Consider the following 255-nt stretch of genomic DNA (forward strand, 5'->3'; position numbering starts at 1 on the left):
CTGGTGAAAGTGGCTTCCACCGCGGTGTGCGCCAAGCTGATGGGGGCCAATCGCGAGCAGTTGCTGGCGGCACTGTCCCAGGCCTTTGTCGATGGCCAGGCGCTGCGCACCTATCGCCATGCACCCAATGCCGGTTCGCGCAAATCCTGGGCGGCGGGGGATGCCTCCAGCCGTGGAGTGCGCCTGGCGGATATCGCCCTGCGTGGCGAGATGGGCATTCCCGGCGTCCTGACGGCGCCGCAGTGGGGCTTCTAT

1 protein-coding gene is annotated in these 255 nt (G+C 67.5%); it reads left to right on the plus strand.

Features of this window, described 5'->3' with window-relative positions:
• On the plus strand, nucleotides 1–255 hold a 255-nt coding region (locus tag SB725_RS32500), incomplete at both ends, for an MmgE/PrpD family protein (protein ID WP_410923613.1).

The sequence above is a fragment of the Pseudomonas sp. SIMBA_041 genome (assembly GCF_046535095.1).
In the GTDB taxonomy this organism is placed as follows: Bacteria; Pseudomonadota; Gammaproteobacteria; order Pseudomonadales; family Pseudomonadaceae; genus Aquipseudomonas; species Aquipseudomonas mucoides.